Origin of the sequence: Roseovarius arcticus, from assembly GCF_006125015.1 — a bacterium.
GTDB classification, from domain to species: domain Bacteria; phylum Pseudomonadota; class Alphaproteobacteria; order Rhodobacterales; family Rhodobacteraceae; genus Roseovarius; species Roseovarius arcticus.
Genome location: NZ_SZZN01000001.1, coordinates 1,908,663 through 1,924,633 on the forward strand (window position 1 = coordinate 1,908,663; position 15,971 = coordinate 1,924,633).

Annotated in this window: 12 protein-coding genes; 9 read left to right on the forward strand and 3 right to left on the reverse strand. The window is 58.6% G+C overall.

Annotated elements, in window-relative coordinates; genetic code table 11:
• Position 1: 1 nt before the first annotated feature.
• Positions 2 to 2,737, reverse strand: a complete 2,736-nt coding sequence (rbbA, locus tag MK6180000_RS09020) for a ribosome-associated ATPase/putative transporter RbbA (protein ID WP_138934423.1) — start codon at positions 2,735 to 2,737, stop codon at positions 2 to 4.
• Entirely contained in the window at positions 2,734 to 3,714 is a 981-nt protein-coding gene (locus MK6180000_RS09025) for an HlyD family secretion protein (protein ID WP_138934424.1), read from the reverse strand. The genes rbbA and MK6180000_RS09025 overlap by 4 nt, the downstream gene beginning before the upstream one ends.
• Before the next feature lie 174 nt (positions 3,715 to 3,888).
• On the opposite strand from MK6180000_RS09025, the gene MK6180000_RS09030 reads away from it, so the two are divergent.
• The 9 genes from MK6180000_RS09030 (at position 3,889) to MK6180000_RS09070 (ending at position 15,173) form a co-directional block, all read left to right on the forward strand.
• Positions 3,889 to 5,721 (forward strand): PHA/PHB synthase family protein, encoded by a 1,833-nt coding sequence (locus MK6180000_RS09030; RefSeq protein WP_138934425.1) that lies wholly within the window; start codon positions 3,889 to 3,891, stop codon positions 5,719 to 5,721.
• A 5-nt stretch (positions 5,722 to 5,726) separates the two neighbouring features.
• Positions 5,727 to 6,497: an enoyl-ACP reductase FabI gene (fabI, locus tag MK6180000_RS09035; protein ID WP_138934426.1), complete on the forward strand. Its 771-nt coding sequence runs from the start codon at positions 5,727 to 5,729 to the stop codon at positions 6,495 to 6,497.
• Positions 6,498 to 6,566: 69 nt separating this feature from the next.
• Positions 6,567 to 7,964: a bifunctional enoyl-CoA hydratase/phosphate acetyltransferase gene (locus tag MK6180000_RS09040; RefSeq protein ID WP_138934427.1), complete on the forward strand. Its 1,398-nt coding sequence runs from the start codon at positions 6,567 to 6,569 to the stop codon at positions 7,962 to 7,964.
• On the forward strand, positions 7,961 to 9,154 hold the full coding sequence (locus MK6180000_RS09045; protein WP_138934428.1) for an acetate/propionate family kinase: 1,194 nt from the start codon (positions 7,961 to 7,963) through the stop codon (positions 9,152 to 9,154). Before MK6180000_RS09040 ends, MK6180000_RS09045 begins: the two co-directional genes overlap by 4 nt.
• A 108-nt stretch (positions 9,155 to 9,262) precedes the next feature.
• Positions 9,263 to 10,117 carry a universal stress protein gene (locus MK6180000_RS09050; RefSeq protein ID WP_138934429.1) on the forward strand — a complete coding sequence of 285 codons (855 nt, stop codon included), beginning with the start codon at positions 9,263 to 9,265 and terminating at the stop codon, positions 10,115 to 10,117.
• Positions 10,118 to 10,271: 154 nt separating this feature from the next.
• Positions 10,272 to 10,676 (forward strand): ArsR/SmtB family transcription factor, encoded by a 405-nt coding sequence (locus MK6180000_RS09055; RefSeq protein ID WP_138936426.1) that lies wholly within the window; start codon positions 10,272 to 10,274, stop codon positions 10,674 to 10,676.
• Complete coding sequence (gene arsB, locus MK6180000_RS09060; RefSeq protein WP_138934430.1) at positions 10,673 to 11,740, forward strand: ACR3 family arsenite efflux transporter; 1,068 nt, start codon at positions 10,673 to 10,675, stop codon at positions 11,738 to 11,740. Before MK6180000_RS09055 ends, arsB begins: the two co-directional genes overlap by 4 nt.
• Positions 11,737 to 12,159, forward strand: coding sequence for an arsenate reductase family protein (locus MK6180000_RS09065; protein WP_138934431.1), 423 nt, complete (start codon positions 11,737 to 11,739; stop codon positions 12,157 to 12,159). Before arsB ends, MK6180000_RS09065 begins: the two co-directional genes overlap by 4 nt.
• Positions 12,160 to 12,320: 161 nt before the next feature.
• On the forward strand, positions 12,321 to 15,173 hold the full coding sequence (locus MK6180000_RS09070; protein ID WP_138934432.1) for an AMP-binding protein: 2,853 nt from the start codon (positions 12,321 to 12,323) through the stop codon (positions 15,171 to 15,173).
• On the opposite strand, the gene MK6180000_RS09075 is transcribed toward MK6180000_RS09070, so the two are convergent.
• A complete protein-coding gene (locus MK6180000_RS09075; RefSeq protein ID WP_138934433.1) occupies positions 15,146 to 15,919 on the reverse strand; it encodes an SDR family NAD(P)-dependent oxidoreductase in 774 nt (257 codons plus the stop codon). The genes MK6180000_RS09070 and MK6180000_RS09075 overlap by 28 nt on opposite strands.
• Positions 15,920 to 15,971: the final 52 nt, after the last annotated feature.

Here is a 15,971-nt window from a genome sequence, read left to right on the forward strand (position 1 = left end):
TTCAGGCTTCCTGCTTGTTCAGCGCCAGGATCGACACCGCCATGAATAAAATGGCAAAGCCCCCCAGCGCGAGATGGTTTTGCCAAAGTTCTGCAAAACCAAGGTCCTTGGTGAACGTGCCCACGCTGATCTGCTGATACCAGCCCGACGGGAAACTAAGGCCGATTAGCCTGCCGCTACCCGAAAGCGATGATACAGGGACAAGAAGGCCCGAGAAATTGACTGCGGGAATGATGGCGATGATCGCCGCGGCAAACGTGGCAGCCACCTGCGTTTTGGTGAAGGTCGAGATGAGAACGCCGAAACCCGTCGTCGCAAAGACATACAGGAACGTTCCGACCAAAAGCGCCACACCCGACCCTTTGACAGGCACGCTAAAAACCCCGTAGGCGACGACCAGCAAACTCACAAAGCTGAGCATCGCGATGACGACATAGGGAAGCTGTTTTCCAAGAAGAAATTCCGCCCGCGTAACAGGGGTGGAGCGGAAATTGGCGATGGAGCCTGTCTCTTTTTCCCGCACGACGCCCATGGCGGCCATCATCGACGGAATGAGAACAAGCATCAGCATGATTACCGAAGGCACCATAGCGACGACACTTTTGAAACCTTGATTGTAGCGAAACCGCGTCACAACATTCGCGCCGCTGGTATCGATAGCCTCGCCATATGTACGCTCGCTCTGATCGGCCATGTATGACACGGCAAGGCCTGCTAAATAGCCTCGCGTCGTCTCAGCCCGAAATGGCATCGCGGCATCAATCGCTGCGCGCACTTCGGGAATGTCGCCCCGCAAAAGCGAGCGACCAAAATCTGGTGGGATTTGGATCGCGATCGCGATCTCTGCACTGCGCAGGCGAGATTCCAGCTCGGCCGCGCTGGTCGCCGGGCTGCGTTCCTCGAAATAGCGCGACCCTGAGAACGCTTCGAGCAAAGTACGGCTCTCTGCTGATTGGTCCTGATCCAGCACCGCATAAGGCAGATCCGTCACGTCAAATGAGATCCCATATCCGAAGGTCAGCATCAAAATGATCGGGCCCAAAAATGCAAAGGTCAGTCGCAATCGGTCGCGCAAGATCTCCATTGTTTCCCGGCGGGCAAAGGCCCACATGCGCGCCAGACTGCCGCCGCTAGGCCCCGCCGGGCCGCGCAGCGCGGGCGCCGGGGGAATTTGCGGCGCGTCTACACCGCCGCTTGGCACGACGTCGTCAACCGCATCCTCTAAATAGCTGACGAAGGCATCGCTTAGGCTGTCCGTATTTTTCGCCTTTGCGATCTCTGTCGGTGTGCCAACGGTCAAAACCCGCCCCGCGTGCATCAATGATATACGGTCGCACCTCTCGGCCTCGTTCATGAAATGGGTGGAGACAAAGATCGTCACGTCATGATCTCTGGAAAGTGCGATCAAGTGCTGCCAAAACGCATCGCGCGCGACCGGATCGACACCCGATGTCGGCTCGTCCAGGATCAAGATCTCTGGCGAATGGATCACGGCCACAGCAAGTTGCAGACGCTGGCGTATCCCTAGAGGCAGGGCATCCGGCCTTTCGCCCTCAACGGCAATCAACTCGAACGTATCCAGCATCTGTTTGACGCGCCCTGCCCGCTTGGCGGTTGGCAACTGATAGAGGTCGGCGTGCAAATCCAGGTTCTGGCGCACGGTCAATTCGCTATACAAGGAAAACGACTGCGACATGTATCCCACCCGCTGGCGCGTGCGCATATCGCCTGCATCCAGCGTCTCGCCAAACAAAAGCGCCTGACCGGAGGTTGCGGGCAGCAATCCGGTCAGCATCTTCATGGTCGTCGTCTTGCCGCACCCGTTCGAGCCCAGAAATCCAAAGATTTCGCCGCGCTCAATCTCAAAGTTCACGGCGTCAACAGCGACAAAGTCCCCGAATTTGCGGGTAAGGTCCTTTGCCTCGATAGCGGGCGGACCGCCGGTGTCCGGTCGGGGCGGCACAACAACATCGCGATGCCCGCGGCGCAATTCCTCTGGCAACAGCGCGATGAAGGCCCGCTCCATCGTCGGCTGATCGACCTTCTGCCGGATCTCAGCCGGGGTGCCTGTTGCCATAACCTTGCCGCCTGACATCGCAGCCAGCCAGTCAAAGCGTTCAGCCTCCTCCATGTACGCGGTTGCGACAATCACGCTCATCTCGGGGCGCTGCCCTCGAATGTGGTCGATAAGGTCCCAAAATTGCTGCCTCGACAGTGGGTCAACGCCTGTTGTCGGCTCGTCTAGGATTAACAGGTCAGGGTCGTGAATAAGCGCCGAGCAGAGCGAGAGCTTTTGCTTCATGCCGCCCGACAGCTTGCCCGCAGGGCGATCCGGGAACGGATCGAGGCCCGTCGCGCTGAGCAGATCGGCAATGCGCGCCTGCCGCTCGGCCTGAGACTGCGCAAAAAGCCTGCCGAAGAAATCCAGGTTCTCAGCAACCGTCAAAGTCGGATAGAGGTTCCGCCCAAGGCCTTGCGGCATATAGGCGACACGGTGGTTGCACGCTTTAAGGTGACGGCGATCGCGGATATCGCCGTCCAGCACGCGCACATTGCCGGTCTGCAGTCGCCGGACGCCGGCAACGAGCGCCAGCAACGTTGATTTCCCAACGCCATCGGGGCCGATCAGGCCCGCCATGCAGCCCGCAGGAATATCAAGCGTCACATCGTCCAGCGCAGCGATCTGCCCATAGCGATGCGTAACCGCCGACAGCGTTGCTACAGACGAAGCTGTCATTGCGGCAGTCTCACCGCAAGTTCAGGGGGCCATGTCGCGCCATCGGCGACCAATACGTAACCTACGCCCGGAACACCGGCGCGCGCGCGGTCGCTATACTCGGCCAGCAACTCGGGGGCGATGGTCAGTTTGACCCGAAACATCAGCTGATCTCGCTCTTCCGACGTCTCCACCGATTTGGGCGTGAATTGCGCCGTGCTCGCAACGAACGTGACGGTCGCAGGAATAACGTAGTCCGGGATCGCATCCAGTATGATCCGCGCATCCGCGCCGATTGCCAGACGTCCGGCGTCGCGCGATGGCAGGTATATCGACATATACATATCCGACAGGTCAGTCAGGGTAACGATGCTGGATCCGGCCGCGACAACCTCGCCGGGGTGTTCCAAAACGTATTGCACGCGGCCTGCGCGCGGCGCTGTCAGATTGGAATCGTCGATCAGGCTTTGCACGCCTTCAACAGCTGCTCTGGCGGCCGCGATGGTTGCCTCCGCCAGCGGAATTCCCGCTTCTGCTGACGCAACTGCGGCCTGCGCCGAATGAAGAACGGTGCGCTGCGTGTCCAATTGCGCCTGACTGTTATATCCGTCGCTGGCCAACTGCTCGACGCGCGAAAAGTTAGCCTCTGCCGTCGTCAACTCTGACTGGCGTTGCCGCAACAGAGCTTCCGCTTGGAGTTTTTGCTGCTCTGCCTGCAGTACGACTGCTTGCGCTTGGCGCAGGTTAGCCTCGAGGTCAGCGGTGTCCATCCGGGCAATCAATTGCCCGCTCTCTACCCAATCGCCCTCCACGACGAGAACTTCGGCAACCCTGCCGGCCAATTTTGTCGCAACCGCAATCCGCTCAGCCTCAATCCGTCCGTTTGACTGACTGATGCCGTCCGGCAGGTTCGATCGCTGAGAGATTTGCCACCACGCCGCGCCTCCGGCAGCGATGACTACCAGCAAGGCAGCGGCAGCAATGATGCGCTTTTTCATGATCCGTATCCAATCCATTGGGCCAACAAGGAACTGAACGCGGCTTACGTCGCTCACTCCGTCTTGGTGGTTTTAGGAAGCGGGCCCGCCCGGCGATTGACGCAGGTCAATTGTCGCGATCAATGCCTATATATTGAACTGATAAGATTTCATCATTGGCAAAGGGTTCAGGCCATGTCGCAGGTCACATCACTTCACAGCAAAAAGATCCCCGGCAAGATCGCCGGAATCGGCGGCTCGCCCTATTCCGTGCCTCAAAGGCTTGATCATTTACCGCAAACGCATACCAGCATTCAGCAAGCTCTGGACAAAGGACTAAAAGCGGCGCAAGCAAAGTTCACAGGTGGGTTGTCGCCCATTGCGCTTGCCGCGTGCTATTCGGACTGGGCCTTGCATCTGTCCTCTTCCCCCGGCAAGCAACTGCAACTCGTGGAAAAAGCGGGCAAGAAAGCGTGGCGTTTTGCCAACTATGCGGCATCTTGCGCCGTCAACCCCGACAAAGCTGAAACCTGCGTTGAGCCGCTTCCCCAAGATCGGCGGTTCAAGGGGGACGCCTGGCGGAAATGGCCGTTCAACGTTATGTCGCAAGCGTTTTTGCTGAACCAGCAATGGTGGCACAACGCAACCACTGGCATTGAAGGCGTCACGACCCAGCATGAAAACGTTACGACATTTGCGGCGCGGCAGGTGCTGGACGTGTTCTCGCCGTCTAACTTCGCCCTCACTAACCCCGAAGTTCTAGCCAAAACTTATCAAGATGGCGGCTGGAACCTTGTGCGTGGCTGGCAGAATCTCGTCGAAGACATCTCTCGGGCCAACTCGGGACAAGGGCCGGTTGGATTAGAGGCGTTCAAAGTCGGCGAAAACTTGGCAACCGCACCCGGCAAGGTCGTCTACCGCAACCGGCTGATCGAGCTGATCCAGTATGCCCCGACGACCGAGACCGTCCGGCCAGAGCCCATTTTCATCGTGCCCGCCTGGATCATGAAATACTATATACTCGATCTTAGCGCCCAGAATTCGCTGGTTCAGTATCTGACCGCCCAAGGCTTCACGGTGTTCATGGTTTCATGGAAAAACCCGGATGCAGGCGACCGGGACCTTGGGATGGATGACTACCTGTCCTTGGGCATAATGGACGCCCTTGATGCGGTCGAAACCATTACCAAGGGGTCGAAAGTCCACGCGCTCGGCTATTGTCTGGGCGGCACTCTTTTGTCCATTGCAGCGTCCGCGATGGCACGCGATGGGGACGCGCGTCTGCAGACATTGACGCTTTTGGCGGCGCAGGTTGATTTCACCGAAGCGGGTGAACTGACGCTTTTTATCAACGACAGCCAGCTTGCGTATCTTGACGATATGATGTGGGATAAGGGGTATCTGGACACCACGCAGATGGCCGGGGCATTTCAACTTCTGCGCTCTAACGATCTGATCTGGTCGCGAGTGATCCATGATTATCTGATGGGCGAGCGACCTGAGATGATCGATCTTATGGCCTGGAACGCAGACGCAACGCGGATGCCCTACAGGATGCATTCTGAATACCTGAGGTCTCTGTTCCTGAACAACGACCTTGCCGAAGGGCGGTACCGGGTGGGTGGGCGACCCGTAGCAATCACCGATATCCGCGCGCCGGTATTTCTGGTCGGGACCGAGCGGGACCATGTCGCGCCATGGCATTCTGTCTATAAATTCAATCTACTCTCTGACACCCATGTCACCTTCGTGCTGACCAGCGGTGGACACAATGCCGGTATCGTGTCGGAGCCCGGACACCCGCACCGACATTACAGGATGCGGCCCAAGGCCAAGGACGCGCAGTATGCCGACCCCGACCAGTGGATGGCGCAGACGGATCCTGTAGATGGGTCGTGGTGGCCGGTCCTTGCCGACTGGCTTGCGGATGCGTCGGGCGATCCGGTAAAACCCCCGCCCCTTGGTGCCAAATCAAAGGGTTACGCCGCGCTCTGCGACGCGCCCGGCACCTACGTATTTCAGGAGTGATCGGGATGCTAGAGACGTTATTGCGGGGCAAGCGCGGGCTGATTGTCGGTATCGCGAACGAACACTCTATCGCAGCCGGCTGCGCCATGGCCTTTCGCGCGGCGGGCGCCGAGCTTGCCATTACATACGCAAGCGAGCGGTCCAAGCCATACATCGCCCCGGTCGTGGCCCAGCTAGATGCTGATTTGTTTCTGCCACTCGATGTCGAAATCGACGGGCAGATGGAAGCCGTTTTTGAGGCAATTCGCGAAAAATGGGGCCGCCTCGACTTTGTCGTCCATTCGATCGCCTTCTGCCCCAAGGATGATCTGCACGGCCCGGTCAGCGAATGCTCGCAAGCAGGGTTTGCGCAGGCAATGGACGTCTCGGTCCATTCGCTGATCCGGTTGACGCGGCTGGCCATTCCGCTGATGGCAGACGGCGGCAGTATCCTGACGATGAGCTACTACGGCGCCGAAAAAGTCGTCGACAATTATAATATCATGGGCCCGGTAAAATCCGCGCTTGAGGGAACAGTGCGCTACTTGGCAGCCGAGTTGGGCCCCAAGCAAATTCGGATCAACGCCATCTCGCCCGGCCCCCTGAACACGCGTGCCGGGTCGGGCATCGCCCACTTTGACGAACTGATTGCTGCCGCGCAGAAACGCGCACCCGAGCAGAGCCTCGTCAGTATTAAGGATGTCGGGCATATAGCCACCGGATTGGTTAGCGATCTGTCGCGCAAAGTCACTGGCAACATTGCCTATGTTGATGGCGGCTTCCACGTTCGGGCCTGATACTGCGCACGCCGCCCTGACCCGCCGCGAACCCGACGCCAGACCCACCGCAAAGCAAGGCAATCATACATGCAATTCATTGAAAACAGAACGTACGACGAAATCAAAGTCGGTGACACGGCTGAGCTGACCCGCACGCTAAAACCCGAAGATATCGAGCTGTTCGCCGTCATGTCCGGCGACGTGAATCCGGCACATGTCGACAAGGAATACGCGAGCTCTGACATGTTTCATCATGTCATTGCCCACGGGATGTGGGGGGGCGCGTTGATCTCTGCCGTCCTCGGAACCGAGCTTCCCGGTCCCGGAACGATATACCTGAACCAGAATTTCAGCTTTCGCGCGCCGGTCGGCTTGGGTGATACAGTCGTCATAAAGGTGACAGTGGCGGAAAAGGTCGAAAAACATCATCACGTTACGCTCGACTGCGTGTGTGTGAACCAAGACGGCAAAACCGTCATCGAAGGCAGCGCGCTGGTCATCGCGCCTACAGTCAAGGTGCGGCGCCCGCGGGTGATTTTGCCCGATGTCCACCTACACGAAAGGGGCGCGCGATTTAATGAGCTGATCCGCGCGAACGCAAATCTGGAGCCTGTGCGCACCGCCGTCGTTCACCCTTGCGATGCCTTGTCTCTCGAAGGTGCGCTCGAAGCTGGAATTAAGAAGCTCATCATTCCCGTTCTGGTCGGACCCAAGGCTAAAATAGAAGCCACCGCCTTGGAAATTGGCCGCGATCTAAGCGGTATCGAAATCGTTGATGTGCCTCACAGCCATGCCGCTGCAGAAACTGCTGTAGCGTTGGCGCGCGCGGGCAAGGTCAGTATGCTGATGAAGGGCAAGATCCACACTGATGAGTTGCTGGAGCCGGTCGTGAACAATGATAAGGGACTGCGCACAGAGAGGCGGATGAGCCATATTTTCGCGCTCGACGTGCCAAACTACTCTAAGCCTTTGCTGATAAGCGATGCTGCGATCAACATCTTTCCCGACCTTCAAACGAAACGCGATATCGTGCAGAATTCTATCGATCTTGCCCATGCTCTTGGAATTGATCTGCCGAAAGTCGCGATTTTGTCAGCAGTCGAGACGGTGACGCCTACCATTCCCTCGACGGTCGATGCCGCAGGACTTTGCAAGATGTCGGACCGGGGGCAAATTACCGGGGCCTTGATTGACGGGCCGCTTGCCTTCGACAATGCCGTGTCCCAATCCGCCGCCGAGGCCAAGGGCATACAGTCAGACGTCGCGGGGCAAGCGGACATCCTAATCGTCCCCGATCTTGAAGCGGGCAACATGCTGGCAAAGCAACTGATTTATCTGGCTGGCGCGGATGCAGCCGGGATCGTTCTAGGCGCGCGCGTTCCCATCGTTCTGACCAGCCGGGCCGATGGCGTGATGTCGCGGCTGGCCTCCGCAGCGATAGCGCAGCTTTATGTTCACCATATGCCTATCGGTACCATTCAGTGACGGGGGCGTTTCTAACGATCAATGCAGGCTCGTCGAGCATCAAGTTCGCGGTCTTTGATAGTGATGCCGCCTCTACGAAACCTCGGATCAGGGGCAAGGTCGCGGGCATTGGAACGACGCCTGTCTTTTCTGCCCGTACTGCGGGTGGCGGCGCGCTGGATGCAGGCGCATTGGCGTCTCTGGATGTGCTGTCGGGCCACGACGCGGTGATTGCGCTGTTGCTGCCGTGGCTTGCGACGCATACCGGTGATCGACCGCTTTTGGCGGTGGGGCACCGGGTTGTCCATGGGGGCCAGGATCTCACTGGCCCGACACTGATTTCTCCATCTGTTTTGGAGCAGCTTGAACGGCTGGTGCCTCTTGCCCCGCTGCACCAACCTCATAACATCGCGGCCATCCGTGCTGTCGCGAAATGGCAACCTGACGTTCCCCAAGTCGCGTGCTTTGATACCAGCTTTCATCGCAGTCAGGACCGGTTGGCGCAGCTATTCGCCCTGCCCCGCGCCCTGACCGACGAGGGCATCATCCGGTATGGGTTTCACGGGCTCTCGTACGAGTATATCAGCAGCGTCCTGCCGGACCATCTGGGCGACCGCGCGAATGGCCGCGTGATCGTCGCCCATCTCGGAAATGGCTCCAGCATGTGCGCAATGAAGGATCGCAAAAGCGCCGCGACCAGTATGGGGTTTACCGCGCTGGACGGCCTGATGATGGGCCGCCGCTGCGGCGCGCTAGACCCCGGTGTTGTGCTCTATCTGATGCAGGACAAGGGCCTCAGCGCGCCAGAGATCGAAGATATTCTCTACAAACAATCGGGGCTTTTGGGCGTCTCGGCGATCAGCAACGACATGCAAGTTTTGCAAGACAGCGAAAATCCGCATGCACAAGAAGCGATCGACCTGTTCTGCTACCGTGCCGCCAGCAGTCTGGCCGCGCTGGTGCCGTCGATAGGCGGGCTGGATGCGCTGATCTTTACGGCCGGTATCGGCGAGAATTCGGCAATGGTGCGCAAATTGATCTGCGACCGCCTGTCTTGGCTGGGCGCCGCGCTAGATGACACTGCGAATGTGCGGAATGCGGTACAGATAAGCTCGCATCAATCGCCGGTAGATATCCTAGTGATCCCAACCAACGAAGAAGCGGTCGTGGCCCGCGCGTGCAGCACGCTCCTACAGAGCCCCACGAGCTAAGACACGCTTGCCCGAATCGTGCAAATCTGCGCCTGTTAATTGATGCACATCAATCCAAGCCGTGGCCACATCCGTTACCATCCCTGCAACTGAGCAAGGAATCCAGCCATGAAAAACAGCACGATCCTGATCGCTATTGGCAAAGAAGCATCCACAACCGAACTTGCCAAAAAACTTGAGGCGCTGCGCGCGATACCGGCGCATGCGGTTGTCCTCATCATTGGCGAAATGCCACCATTTCCCTACTACGCGATTGGTGTTCCCCTTTATGGAACGGCAGATGTTCCAGTAGAATGGCAAGAGGAAGTGGCCACCTACAAGGCCGCCCTGCATGCCAAGGGAGACGAGATAGAAACCCTGCTCCAACAGCATGATGTGTCTGGCGAAGTCTCGTCCATAATATGCGAGCCATCCAGCGTAGCCGATGCCATCGCGCGACGGGCGATGCTGTGCGACATGGCGATAATCAGCGAAGATTTACGCAAGCCCGATATGCTCTTTAAGCAAGTCGTCCACGGTGTTTTGTTCCAATCCCCCATCGGGATTTTGCTGAACGATCATGACGCCAATGCCATCGCCAACTCAAAACGAATTTTCGTCGCCTGGACCACGCATCTGCATTCCGCGCGAGCCGTTCATCAGGCGCTTCCTTTCTTGCGCGAGGCAGAAGAGGTTATCATCGCGACTATCGATCCAGTGATGACAGCGTTCCGCGATGGCGAAGACCCCGGCGTCGATGTTGCCAAATGGCTGACGCATCACGGATGCACCGTGACTGTGCAGCAATATCCCAGCGGCGGTAAGGACATTGGCGACTGCATTCTGGATAGGTCCAAAGAAGTGGGCGCGGATTTGATCGTTATGGGATCGTACGGACATTCCAGAACCCGCCAAGCCTTCTTTGGTGGCACCACCCGGACGTTGATTGAGCAAACCGACCACCCTGTTTTCCTCGCCCACTAATTTCGGCGTTTGGGCACGACAGAGCCTGTCACGCCCGGCCGTCTGCGTGCGGCCGGGCGCTGTAAACGCTGGGGCGTTGGATCGCGTATAACTGGCACCCAAATATGCGATTTGACGCTTGACTAGGCATCTGCATATCCATACTTCACGATACATGGATACATTTCATGCTCTCGATGCCTTCGCCGCCCTCGGCCAACAAACACGCCTGCAGGTGTTCCGCCTTCTCATTCAGGCGGGGAAAACAGGAATGTCGGCTGGCGAAATCAGCGCTGCGCTTGAGGTTCGCCAGAACACAATGTCGGCTAACCTTTCGGTTTTGGCACGATCTGGCCTGATCCGAAGCACGCGGGAGGGCCGCAGCATTCGATATTTCTCTGACATGGACGGATTGCGCAGCCTGCTCGCCTTTTTAATGGAGGATTGCTGTGGCGGCTGCCCGGAAACCTGCCAGCCCGTCATCGATGAAATTGCCTGCGGCGATAGGGCGACGCCGCAGGCAACTGCAATGCCTGCAGCGAAATCCAGCGAACTGAAAACTTCCGAAAGGCCGACATGACCGATACATCACTCCCTGCCGGTGCGGGTCTGGGCACCTTTGAGCGTTGGCTTTCTGTTTGGGTGGCTCTCGCCATCGGCGCAGGGCTGCTTCTTGGAAACTTGTTTCCGGGTCTCTTCGCCTTCCTCGCATCGCTAGAGGTCGCCTCGGTCAACCTGCCGGTGGCAGTGCTGATCTGGGCGATGGTTTATCCGATGATGGTCGGCGTGGATTTCGGCGCGCTGCGGCAGGTCGGCGACAAGCCGAAGGGCCTGGTTGTGACGCTGGTGGTGAATTGGCTGATAAAGCCCTTCACGATGGCCGCGCTCGGGGTGCTCTTCTTCGAATATGTCTTTGCTGGTATGATACCGCCTGATGACGCGCAGGCCTATCTGGCGGGCGTGATCCTGCTGGGGGCCGCCCCCTGCACCGCGATGGTATTTGTCTGGTCCAACCTGACGCGCGGCGACGCGACTTATACACTGGTTCAGGTCAGCGTGAATGACGTCGTCATGGTGTTTGCGTTCGCGCCCATTGTGGCCTTCCTGCTGGGTGTGACGGATATCGTCGTGCCTTGGGACACGCTGCTGCTGTCGGTGGGCCTATACGTTATGCTGCCGTTGCTGGCGGGGTATCTGACCCGCCGGACCCTAGTTCAAAGCGGCAGCGAAGCCGCGGTAGATACATTCAAATCGCGCGTGCAGCCGTTCTCAATCTTTGGTCTTTTGGTTACGGTCGTGCTGCTCTTTGGGTTTCAGGGCGAGGTTATTCTCGACCGCCCCCTGGTTATCGCGCTGATTGCTGTCCCGCTGCTGATCCAGTCCTACGGCATCTTCTTCCTGGCCTACGGGGCTGCATGGGCGTGGGGCATCCCGTTTAACGTGGCGGCCCCCTGCGCCCTGATTGGCACGTCCAACTTTTTTGAGTTGGCGGTGGCCGTCGCGATCAGTCTATTCGGGCTCGGCTCTGGCGCGGCATTGGCGACAGTCGTCGGTGTTCTCGTGGAAGTGCCCGTAATGCTGTCCCTCGTCGCTTTTGCAAATAGAACCCAGCACTGGTTTCCGTCAGAAAAGCCCTCAGCATGAGTATCGTCATCCATCACAACCCGGGTTGCGGCACCTCGCGCAACGTATTGGCGATCATCAAGGCGTCGGGCGAGACGCCAGTGATCATCGACTACATGCAGACCGGCTGGACACGCCCGCAACTGATCGCACTGTTTGCCGCCGCCGGGCTAACGCCCCGCACTGCCCTCAGGACGACGAGGTCACCGGCCGACATTTTGGGTTTGCTCGATCCCGCAGTGGACGACGAGGCGCTGATTGCAGCGATGCTGGAGCACCCCGTACTGGTCAACCGGCCAATTGTCTGCTCGCCCAAGGGGGTTCGGCTGTGCCGCCCCAGCGAGATGGTGCTGGACCTTCTAGACCGTCTACCACCCGGCCCGATGGCAAAGGAGGACGGCACGCTGATCATCGACGCAGAGGGACATCGCATCCTTTGACGCGGTCCGGCAGGCCGCTGAAATCTAGTCTGAGTCCGCTCACGCCTGCATTTTGTATAAGAAATTGTAGCCACTACAGCCAAGGTGCAATTGGCGAGATTTCGCCGGCGTTTCCCTATTACTTACAATCATTTGACGACTGACCTTATTGCACTTCGCGAATGACGCCTTTACGTGTCGAAACGTCGTTCTGTGATCATGCACGCTACAACAAAGGATCCTTCGCCATACCCTCACCTCAGACAGTTCCCGCTGATCTGGTTCGCGCGATTGCGGACCATCCCCAGCGCACCGCCATGGCCGATCAGGACCGCGCGATCACCTACAGCCGACTTGGCCAGTTCGTCGCTGATTTTGGCCGGCACGTCGACACTTCGCAAGTCGTTGGAATTTTCGGATCACCCGGTGTCGCTATGGCTGCGGGCGCTGTGGCTTGTGTGATCCATGGGCGTCCCTTTGTTCATCTGGACCCTGCAATGCCGCAGATGGTGCTGCACAACATTATCTCTGAGTTGCGCGTGACATTGGTTGTCGTGTGCCAGCCTGCTGCGCCGGGGCATCTGCCCGGAGATTGCGACACGCTCAATGCTGCGGCGCTGCTTGATCTGCCGGACCGGACGCCACTCACCCCGCTACGCGCTGCATCTGTTTCGCCTGACGCCCCTATCTATCTGGTGGCAACATCCGGCACGACAGGCCGGCCCAAATGCATTCCTGTCGCGCATGACGCCGCGTTTTTGTCTTATGAATGGCGCGACGCGTTCACCCCATATCACCCTGATATGCGCGTCGGCATCTATATTTTCGCCATCTGGGAAATGTTTCGCCCGCTGCGCAAAGGGTCCGGGTTGTGGTTCCCAGACGCCAAGACATTGATGGCGCCGCGTAATCTAGCAGGTTTTTTGATCGAGCACGAAATTGAGGAGATGCTGTTTACGCCGTCGTTTTATGATGCGTTCCTGACAACGCTGACGCGTGATCAGGCCGCTGCGTTACCTCTGCGCCGCATCGTTCTGAACGGCGAAGTGGTGAGCGATGATCTGATCGCCGCATCGCTGGATAAGCTACCCGGCACCGAGCTGTGGAACCTCTATAGTATCTGCGAAACCCACGATGTCTGCATGTCGCGGCTGAACACCCCATCGGGCGGTGCGCCTGTCTCGGTTGGCGTCCCGATGGAGCATTTGCGGGCCGTCATCCTGGATGAAGCTGACATGCCCTGCCCCACAGGAACCGCAGGCCAGCTGCATTTTGAGGGACCTCGGATGCTGGGCCGTGGATATGTAAATCGCCCAGAGGAAACGCGCCTGCGGTTTCGCGAACTCACGATCGAAGGACGCGACGTGCGCCTCTACGATACGGGCGATCTGGCATGGCTCGACGATGACGGTGCGCTCCATATTGAGGGCCGCATCGCCCATATGCTGAAGCTACGTGGCTATTCGATCCAAACACGCGAATTGGTCGAAACCATGCGTACCCCACTCGCATTTGCCCGAGCCGAGCCTTGGGTCGCCGAAGTGGGGGCGCGCGGGCAGGCTCTGATCTTTTACTTTGCGGCCGACGCGGCGCAGGCCTGCGCCAATGCCGAAAAATGGGGTCTGCAATCAGGGACAAACAGAATGCCAGCGGCCCTTGCCGCAGAGCTCCGCGATGTTCTGCCCGCCTATTGCGTGCCGTCATTCCTAGTCCAGCTTGATGCGATTCCGTTGCATCCGGTGTCGGGCAAGGCAGATATTCGCGCCTTGCCGCCCGTCGCGGACGATGCACAGCCCCATGCCGCAATCGACGATGCCGTGATCGCCGCTGCCGCTTTGGCAATGGGGTGTGCGCCTGAACTAATCGACCCCGCGCTTAGCTTTCATGATCAGGGCGGCGATTCACTGATGTGCGTCACCCTGATGCTGGAACTAGAGAAAGCCTACGATCGGCCAATCGATTTCGAGTTGGCGATGAACGTACCGCTGCACCGACTGGACCAATTGCTGACATGCGAAGCAGACGGACCTGCGCCTAACGATTGCTTTGATAAGCCCGGTATATTGCTAACCGGCGCGACAGGGTTTTTGGGCGCTCATGTGCTGGCACGCGCCGCACGTGATCTGCCACCCGGCCATGTCGTCTATTGCCTTGTGCGGGACAAACAGCGCGGTGCGCGCGACCGACTGGACGAAGTTGCAGGTTTGCACGGTATCAGTCAGGACCGCTTTGTCATGGTTCGCGGCACTCTTGACGAGGCGCGCTTTGGCTTGGGCGACGAGGCACATAGCACGCTGGCCACTTCGGTTACGACGGTTGTGCATTGTGCAGCTATGGTCAACCTTGCCATCGGGCGGGACGAGATGCTGAATTGGTCAGCACGAGGTATCGAGACGGTGCTGGCATTTTGTAACGCCGCCGGCGCCGATTTGAGGTTCACGTCGTCCAGCGCAGTGTTCCCCGATCAAGGCGGCCCGTGGCCCGAGGCGCCAGCGCAACCGTGGGAGGGATGCACCGGCTATGGCGCGGCCAAAATCGCGGCAGAGGCGGCAATTCGCGCGTCGGGCATCCCGGCCGCCATCGTCAGATTGCCTTCGCTTTATGACCTGAACGCACCTAACGCCCGCGACATCTATGAAATCATCCTAGAGGCGTCATTTCGGCTAGGGCACATGCCGCAAGGCCTAGAGTTTCCGATGACGGACGTGGCGGCTGCCGCTGCCTTTCTACTGGGCCCGGTCACAAATGCAGGTGCACCGATTTATAATCTGATGGGTGATGCCCGCATCATTCCAGACGGCAGATCCGCATTGCCAGCGGCGCAGTGGCTGGACGCCGCCACCCTGCCCTCAGGTATCGCGGGGGTAATCGCTGATTTCCCCAGCACCCTCATAGCGGACGCGCGATTTGACAATGCCAAGGCACGCGCCGCATGGGCACAGGTCAGCGACCAGCCCTATGAAACAATCAGCGACGCCACGGCGCTGCTCTCACGCCGCAGAAGGGCCTACCAGAGCGAGCCTGCATTGATCTGAAAGTCCTCCATCGTGATGGCGCGGGCGGCATCACTCACCAGAAACGCGGCCAGCTCGGCGATCTCTTCGGGCTGGACTAGTTGGTGCTGTGGGTTTGACGCTGCATAGTCTGCGCGCACCTCTTCCAGGGATTTGCCGGTGGCTGCGATGTCGGCATCAATAAACTGCTTCAGCATCTCGGTCTCGACCCAAGTCGGGCTGATAGAGGCGCAGGTGACGCCATGCGCCGCGCCCTCAAGGCTGACGCAACGCCCCAGCCCAAGAAGCCCGGCCTTTGACGCACAGTACGCTGCGTTGTTCGCCATCCCATTATGTGCCGCCACTGATGCGATATTCACGATCCGGCCCCAACGCGCCGCTTTCATGTGGGGCATAACGGCGCGGATCATGCGAAAGGTTCCGCTGAGATTGGTGTCGATTTGGTCATCCCAGATTTTGTCTGGATGATCTATCACCGGCGACTCCTCATAAACGCCCGCAGCATTGACCAAAATATCGACCTTGCCATACTGCTCGGCGACTTTTGCCACAAAGCCATTCACGCTGTCACTGCTCCGCACATCCAATGCCGCGGCTTGCGCGTCAATCCCGTGGGTATCCAGAATATCGCGCACATATGCCTCATCGTTGGCACGCCGCGCGCCGATCACGACACTCACGCCGTCTTGGGTCAGCCTGCGTGCGATCGCGCGCCCCATGCCCGAAAGGCCACCGGTTACGATCGCGATTTTGCCATCTTGTGTCATGCAACTTTATCCTAGCTAAATATCCAAAGGTTGTAATTTGTTACGATAGTTC